Consider the following 6,338-nt stretch of genomic DNA (forward strand, 5'->3'; position numbering starts at 1 on the left):
TGGCGACCCTATTCCGCACCCTGGCGGTGGCGATTGTGCTTGCCCTGGTGTTGCTGGCCACCGGCCGGTTGGACTGGCAGGAGCTGCGGCAACTGCCGCTTCTAGGCCTCGGTGCCCTCGCCCTCTCCGGTGTGGCCACCGGCTTGTCGTGGTTTTGCTACAGCCGTGCTCTGCAGCTGGGCCCGGTTGCCGGGGTTGCGGCCCTTGACAAACTAAGCGTGGTGCTGATCGCGCTGCTGGCTCTTGTGCTGTTGGGCGAGCAGCTCGATCTCAGGGCCTGGCTGGGGGTGCTGTTGATGGCCGTAGGCGCTGCCTTGGTTGCGTGGGTGTAGGCCCCATGCAGGTTTCCTGGGCATAGCTTGGAGAAGAGCCCGAAGTTCCCTTTTGCTTGAAAAAGATCACCGCGCCACTGCGCAGGGCCTTGATTTACGCAGCCGCCAGCTACGGGGGTCTTGTTCTGATCAACAATTCAGAGCTCAATCTCCCCAACATGTGGGTGGCCTATCTGCCCATGTTCATCGGGGTCTATGTGCTGACCCAGTGGCTGGATCGTAAAATTGGGGGCTGAACCCGCACCTTTTCAGCGGGCGAGCGGCCACGGTTAACAGTTCTTCACACTAGGGTTGGCGAAAGCGATTCCATCCTTGAACGACCTCCTGGCTGCCATCTACCTGATCTGTTTTGCGGCCATCGCTGGCGGGGCCTTCGCCTTGATGACCCAAAACCTCCGCGGTGCAGCTGCCCTTGCTCCAGTACCTGTTCGCGGTTCAAGCCCTAAGCGCCATCCAGAAGCCCCAGAACCCGGCGAGGAGGTGCTTTACATCGACCTGAGCCGCGAGCGGCTCGAAGAGCTCTACCAGCAGGCCTCCTAATAGTTTTGGTTTGGGCCTAGGTGGGCTAAACAGGGGCGGACCCTGTTGGCCTTCCAGCACAAGTTCATGACCTTGAAGCTCTTTGGCGGCGCTCGCAGTCGTGCCTCCATCCCCAGGTGGTATTTGGAGGAGAGGGCAATCCCCTATGAGTGGGTTCAGCTAGATATGCAGGCTGGAGAGCATAAAACCGATGCTTTTGCGGCAATCAACCCCTTTGCCAAGGTGCCTGCCCTTGTTGACCAAACGCTGAGGGCTCCAGGCGGAGAACCGCTGCAGCTATTTGAAAGTGGTGCCATCTTGCTGCATCTGGCAGACCACCACGCCAACGAATTCACTGGCACTGCAGACCAGGTGGCAGCCCAGCGCGCCCTTGCTACCCAGTGGGTTCTATTTGCCAATTCCACCCTGGCTGTCGCCCTGTTTGTGCCGGCCAACCGGGAGAGGGAATTCCCGCAATTGATGACTGTGCTCGATGGCCTTCTGGCTGGTGGGAGTTCCTTGCTTGCAGGCCCCTGGGGAGATCCGCTCTGGAGCGTCGCCGATTGCGCCGTAAACGCCTATCTGGCCTATCTGCCAGTCTTCTTCCCCCAGATTGATCTCAACCCCTACCCAAACGTGCAGGCCACGATCGCGGCCACCCAGGCCAGGGACGCCTATCAACGCGGCATGGGCAAAATTTGATGCCTGCCGCCCCGGGTGGTGTCGCCCCAACTGCCACCTTCGACTGGCAGGGCCACCCCCTCGTGCTGCTGGCTGCCAAGGCGGTGTGGGATCCCCAGCGCCAGGTTCTGTTCGTCGCCGATCTCCATCTGGGTAAGGCGGAAACCTTCCAGGTCCACGGCATTCCCTTGCCCAGTGATGGCGATGCAGCCACGCTCAACGGACTCCTGGACCTGGCCCATCAGCTGCTGCCCCAGCAGGTTGTCGTGCTGGGCGACCTGATCCACAGCCGCCTGGGGCTAACCGCTGAACTTCGCTCCAAGCTGGCAGCCCTGCCGGAGCTGCTGGGCTGCCAGCTGCGCCTGATCGGCGGGAACCACGAACAGGGCAGCTGGATCGAAGGACTGCCCCAGGAACCGTCCCAGGAGCTGGGCCCTTGGTGGCTGAGCCACATACCCGAGCCGCGGGCCGGCCTCCTCAACCTGTGTGGCCACCTCCATCCAGTGGCCCAGGTGGGATGTGGGGCCGACCGGCTGCGCCTGCCCTGCTTCAGCTACTGCCAAACCAGCGGCCGGCTCGCCCTGCCCGCCTTCGGCCGCCTGACTGGAGGTCACCCCTGCTCCGGGCGCGAACGGCTCTGGCTGGTGGCCGAAGGGGCCGTGATTGCTTGGACTGCGGGACGCCTGCTCGGTTTCACTCAGCCAGACTGCTGCCATGGCCCTACCCCCCGGCAGCCTGCTTGAGCTCACCCCCCAGGGGCTCTACTGCCGGGCAGCGGTGGCCTGGATAGACCCCGTGGGGCCGGTGCCCCGGGCCCTGATCACCCACGCCCACGCCGATCACGCCCGGCCCGGCTGCGGCGAATATTGGGCGGTGGGCGCCAGCGAAGCAATCCTGCGACAGCGCCTGGGAGCCTCGATCAACCTGATCCCGGTCGACTACGGAGCGCTACACCGCATCGGCGAGGCCAGAGTGTCGTTTCACAGTGCGGGGCACGTGCTCGGCAGCGCCCAGATCCGGCTGGAGGCGGGCGGCGAGAGCTGGCTGGTGAGCGGCGACTACAAACGCTGCGCCGACCCGAGTTGCGCGCCGTTCGAGCCTGTGCAGGCAGACGTATTTATTACTGAGGCGACCTTCGGCCTGCCGATCTATCGCTGGCAGAGCGGCGCCGAGGTGGCCGGCGAGATCCTGAGCTGGTGGCAGGCGGCGCCGGAGCGCCCCTCGCTCCTATTTGCCTATGCCTTCGGCAAGGCCCAGCGGCTGCTGGCCGAACTCGCCGCCATCGGCGTGGCCGAAGAGGTTTTGCTGCATGGCGCTGTGGAAGCGCTGATGCCGGCCTACCGGGAGGCTGGGGTGCGGCTGCCGCCCACCCTGCCGGTGAGCGCAATTGCCAAGGGGGAATCCCTGGCGGGCCGGCTGGTGATCGCGCCGCCTTCGGCCCACCGCTCGGTGTGGATGAAGCGCTTCAAGCTGCCGCAAACGGCCTTCGTCAGCGGCTGGATGGCAGTGCGCGGCGCCCGCCGCCGCCGCGGCTATGAGCGCGGCTTCGTGCTCTCCGACCACGCCGACTGGCCTGGCCTGATCCGTAGCGTCCAGCAGAGTGGCGCCCGGCAGGTTTACGTGACCCACGGCAACAGCGACGGCCTGGCCCGTTACCTACGCGAGGTGGAGGGGATCAGCGCCGAGCCATTGGAGGGGCAAAGGGCGCCATGATCAGCAGCGAGCGCCCAATCCCTATCAGTGCTGCCGGTACCCCAAAGGACAACTGCTCAGGGGCGAACTCTCAACTTCTGCAGCGGCCTTGGCTTCGCTTTGCTGGCGCTGCTGGCCCTGGCACCCGCCGCCCTGGCCCAGCCAGCCAGAACCATTCCCCTGCCGGAGCGCGAGGGCCAGACCTTGCTGTTGCAGAGCGTCGACCGGGCCGACTACGGCCCCTTGGCCGAGCAGTTCCTCACCCAGGCCAACCTGGCCTACTGCGGCGTGGCCAGCATGGTGATGGTTCTCAACAGCCTGGCGGTGCCGGCTCCGGCGGCGGCGGGTTACGGCAGCTATCGCTTCTGGACCCAGCAGAACGTGTTCGACTCCGCCAGCACCCGGGCGGTGCTGGCCCCCGAGCTTGTGGCCCGCCAGGGCATGAACCTGGAGCAATTGCGGGCCCTGCTGGCCAGCCATGGGCTGCAGGCCCGGGCCATCCACGGCGACCGGCTCAGCCAGGCCCAGTTCCGCCTGCTGTTGCGCAGAAACCTCAGTGATCCCTCTGATCGACTGCTGGTGAACTACGACCGCCAGGCCCTAGGGCAGGCCGGCGGCGGCCACATTTCGCCTGTGGCTGCATACCACGCTGCCACGGATCGGGTGCTGATCCTCGATGTGGCGCGCTACCGCTATCCCTCGGTGTGGGTGCCCCTGGCCGATCTCTGGCAAGCCATTCGCAGCTCCGACAGCAGCTCCGGCCGCAGGCGCGGCTTGGTGGTGGTTAGGCGCATCTGAGAGCCATGCGCCGCTTTGCCGCCCTCTACACAGCACTGGATGGCTGCAGCGGCTCCAACGCCCGGGTTGAGGCCCTGGTCTCCTACTTAAGTGAGGTGGATGCCGCTGATGCCGCCTGGGCCCTGCATGTGCTGCTGGGCAAACAGGGCAAGCGCCTGATCACCGGCCGCCGCCTGCGCCAGATCTGCCTGGAGGGCTCCCCCCTGCCGGAGTGGTTGTTCGACGACTGCTATGCCCAGGTGGGCGATTCGGCCGAAACCATCGCCCTGCTTTGGCGGCAGTTGGCTCCGGAGGCAACGCAGGCCCCAGGGGGGAGTGATGCCGCCGCCGCTCCGCTGTACAGCTGGATGGAGCAGCTGCTGCCGGCCGCCGCCGCCCTCGAAGACGATGCCCAGGCCGATGCGGTGCGCCACCTCTGGCGGGGCCTGAGTCCGGCCGAACTGCTGGTGGCCAACAAGTTGCTCACCGGCGGCCTGCGGGTGGGCGTGGGGCAGGGGCTGGTGCTGCGGGCCCTGGCACGCCTCAGCGGGTTGGAGCAAGCGCTGCTGCAGCACCGGCTGATGGGTGGGTTCACCCCCAGCCCCTTTGCCTATGGGGCCTTGCTGTCCCCCGCCGACCAGGCCGCCCCGGTGCCCAGCCGCCCCTACCCCTTCTTTTTGGCCTCACCCCTGGAGCAGCAACCAGCCGGCCCCGCCAGCGCCTGGCAAGCGGAGTGGAAGTTCGACGGCATCCGCGGCCAGCTGATCCGCCGAGCAAACGAGGTTTATTTATGGAGCCGCGGCGAAGAGTTGATAGGTGCCGCCTTCCCCGAATTGCTCCAGGCGGCAGGTTGCCTGGCAAACGGCACCGTGCTCGACGGCGAGATCCTGGTGTGGCCATCCGGCTCCGACCAGCCGGCCCCCTTCGCCCAGCTGCAGCGCCGCCTGGGCCGCAAGGCACCAGGGCGCAAGCTGCTGGCCGAGTGTCCCACGGCCTTTGTGGCCTACGACCTGCTCGAACTGGGGGGCGACGACCTGCGCCAGCGACCCCTGAGCCAGCGCCGTTCAGCCCTGGAGGACCTGCTCCAAGACCTACCTGAAACGACACCCACCCCCGCAGCCGGGCTCCTGCGCCTCTCCCCCCGCCTGCCCCTGGAGACCTGGGAGGAGCTAGAGCCGCTGCGCCAGCAGGCCGCCAGCGCCGCCGCCGAAGGAGTGATGCTCAAGGCCCTCGATTCGCCTTATCTGGTGGGCCGAAGGCGGGGCCACTGGTGGAAGCACAAACGCGATCCATTTACGCTCGATGCGGTGCTGCTCTACGCCCAGGCCGGCAGTGGCCGCCGCGCAAACCTGTTCACCGATTACACCTTCGGGCTCTGGGATCGCCAACCCGGGCCCGATGGCGACACGGTCCAGCTTGTGAGTTTCGCCAAGGCCTACTCCGGCCTCGACGATGGCGAGATCACGGCGCTGGATCGCTGGATCCGCAGCCACACCACTGAGCGCTTTGGTCCAGTGCGGGCCGTGCAGCCCCTGCAGGTATTTGAGCTGGCCTTTGAGGGGCTGCAGCGCTCCAGCCGCCACAAAAGCGGCATCGCCGTGCGCTTCCCCCGCATCAGGCGCTGGCGCCAGGACAAACCAGCCGCTGAGGCGGACACCTTGGTCAGCGCCCTGGAGTTGCTGGAGCAGTAATTGGGGCAGGGTCTGGCATATGGGAACCTCGAAAAATCAAGAATTTCACATCTACAAAAGCTTACAAAAAACGCGTTGCGGCGCCAAAGGATCTAATAAATTGTACATCAAAATGACTGAATTGACTCAGGCGGCTTCGTACTAATTATTACTCATGCGAGTGCAAGCCCGCGATCCGCTCTTAGAAGATATCGCAGGAAGTTGAATGTCAGGTTCTTGAGACCCCACCATGCTTTGTTTCTCTCAAGCCCAATCTTTCTAGTCATCTTGCCACCCATAGACATGGTCATACAGCCAAAAACATGTTCAACACAAGCTCTTATTGCTGATTTAATACGGTTACACTCTTTGGCTGCGTCGCTTAGCGGGTGATTGCGGCTACCTTTTTCATGAATGCAACTTTCAAAACCGCCAAGATTCAGTAGGTTTTCAAAGCACTCGCCTGCATAGGCAGAATCTGCCCAAACATAATCATCTGTGTTCTCAGGATCGAGAAGCATTGGCAGCATCTGGCTGTCATGGATATTGGCCGGTGTCACGGCATAGCGCCTGATAAATCCATGTTCCACGTCGATACAGATATTGTTCTTGTAGCCGTAGTGATTGATGCCGTTCTTTTTAACCCATCGCGCATCCAAGTCCTTCT

General features: G+C 64.3%; 9 protein-coding genes. 8 read left to right on the forward strand and 1 reads right to left on the reverse strand.

Going from position 1 to position 6,338, the window contains the following annotated elements; translation table 11 throughout:
* The 8 genes from KBZ15_RS16125 to KBZ15_RS16160 form a co-directional block, all read left to right on the forward strand.
* Positions 1-332 (forward strand): EamA family transporter (locus KBZ15_RS16125; protein ID WP_255016211.1); only part of this gene is annotated, 332 nt, incomplete at its 5' end.
* Between the two features lie 56 nt (positions 333-388).
* Entirely contained in the window at positions 389-568 is a 180-nt protein-coding gene (locus KBZ15_RS16130; protein ID WP_197149377.1) for a hypothetical protein, read from the forward strand.
* Between the two features lie 76 nt (positions 569-644).
* Positions 645-872, forward strand: a complete 228-nt coding sequence (locus tag KBZ15_RS16135) for a hypothetical protein (protein ID WP_255016212.1) — start codon at positions 645-647, stop codon at positions 870-872.
* A 66-nt stretch (positions 873-938) separates the two neighbouring features.
* The gene (locus tag KBZ15_RS16140) at positions 939-1,553 is read left to right on the forward strand and encodes a glutathione S-transferase family protein (RefSeq protein WP_255016213.1); all 615 of its coding nucleotides are present in this window, start codon (positions 939-941) and stop codon (positions 1,551-1,553) included.
* A complete protein-coding gene (gene pdeM, locus KBZ15_RS16145) occupies positions 1,553-2,275 on the forward strand; it encodes a ligase-associated DNA damage response endonuclease PdeM (RefSeq protein WP_255016214.1) in 723 nt (240 codons plus the stop codon). The genes KBZ15_RS16140 and pdeM overlap by 1 nt, the downstream gene beginning before the upstream one ends.
* The gene (locus tag KBZ15_RS16150) at positions 2,247-3,245 is read left to right on the forward strand and encodes a ligase-associated DNA damage response exonuclease (protein ID WP_255016215.1); all 999 of its coding nucleotides are present in this window, start codon (positions 2,247-2,249) and stop codon (positions 3,243-3,245) included. The genes pdeM and KBZ15_RS16150 overlap by 29 nt, the downstream gene beginning before the upstream one ends.
* Before the next feature lie 27 nt (positions 3,246-3,272).
* On the forward strand, positions 3,273-4,022 hold the full coding sequence (locus tag KBZ15_RS16155; RefSeq protein WP_255016216.1) for a phytochelatin synthase family protein: 750 nt from the start codon (positions 3,273-3,275) through the stop codon (positions 4,020-4,022).
* 5 nt (positions 4,023-4,027) lie between these two features.
* The gene (locus tag KBZ15_RS16160; RefSeq protein ID WP_255016217.1) at positions 4,028-5,692 is read left to right on the forward strand and encodes an ATP-dependent DNA ligase; all 1,665 of its coding nucleotides are present in this window, start codon (positions 4,028-4,030) and stop codon (positions 5,690-5,692) included.
* Positions 5,693-5,844: 152 nt separating this feature from the next.
* Here the strand turns inward: KBZ15_RS16160 and KBZ15_RS16165 are convergent.
* A partial coding sequence (locus KBZ15_RS16165) for a transposase (protein WP_255016218.1) occupies positions 5,845-6,338 on the reverse strand: 494 nt, incomplete at its 5' end.

This window comes from Cyanobium sp. BA20m-p-22 (assembly GCF_024346275.1).
Taxonomy (GTDB): Bacteria; Cyanobacteriota; Cyanobacteriia; order PCC-6307; family Cyanobiaceae; genus Cyanobium_A.

What these genes read in the sequence shown, in the direction of transcription:
- pdeM (WP_255016214.1), top strand. Translation starts at nt 1,553, where the DNA reads ATGCCTGCCGCCCCGGGTGGTGTCGCCCCAACTGCCACCTTCGACTGG.
- KBZ15_RS16160 (WP_255016217.1), top strand. Translation starts at nt 4,028, where the DNA reads ATGCGCCGCTTTGCCGCCCTCTACACAGCACTGGATGGCTGCAGCGGC.
- KBZ15_RS16140 (WP_255016213.1), top strand. Translation starts at nt 939, where the DNA reads ATGACCTTGAAGCTCTTTGGCGGCGCTCGCAGTCGTGCCTCCATCCCC.
- KBZ15_RS16150 (WP_255016215.1), top strand. Translation starts at nt 2,247, where the DNA reads ATGGCCCTACCCCCCGGCAGCCTGCTTGAGCTCACCCCCCAGGGGCTC.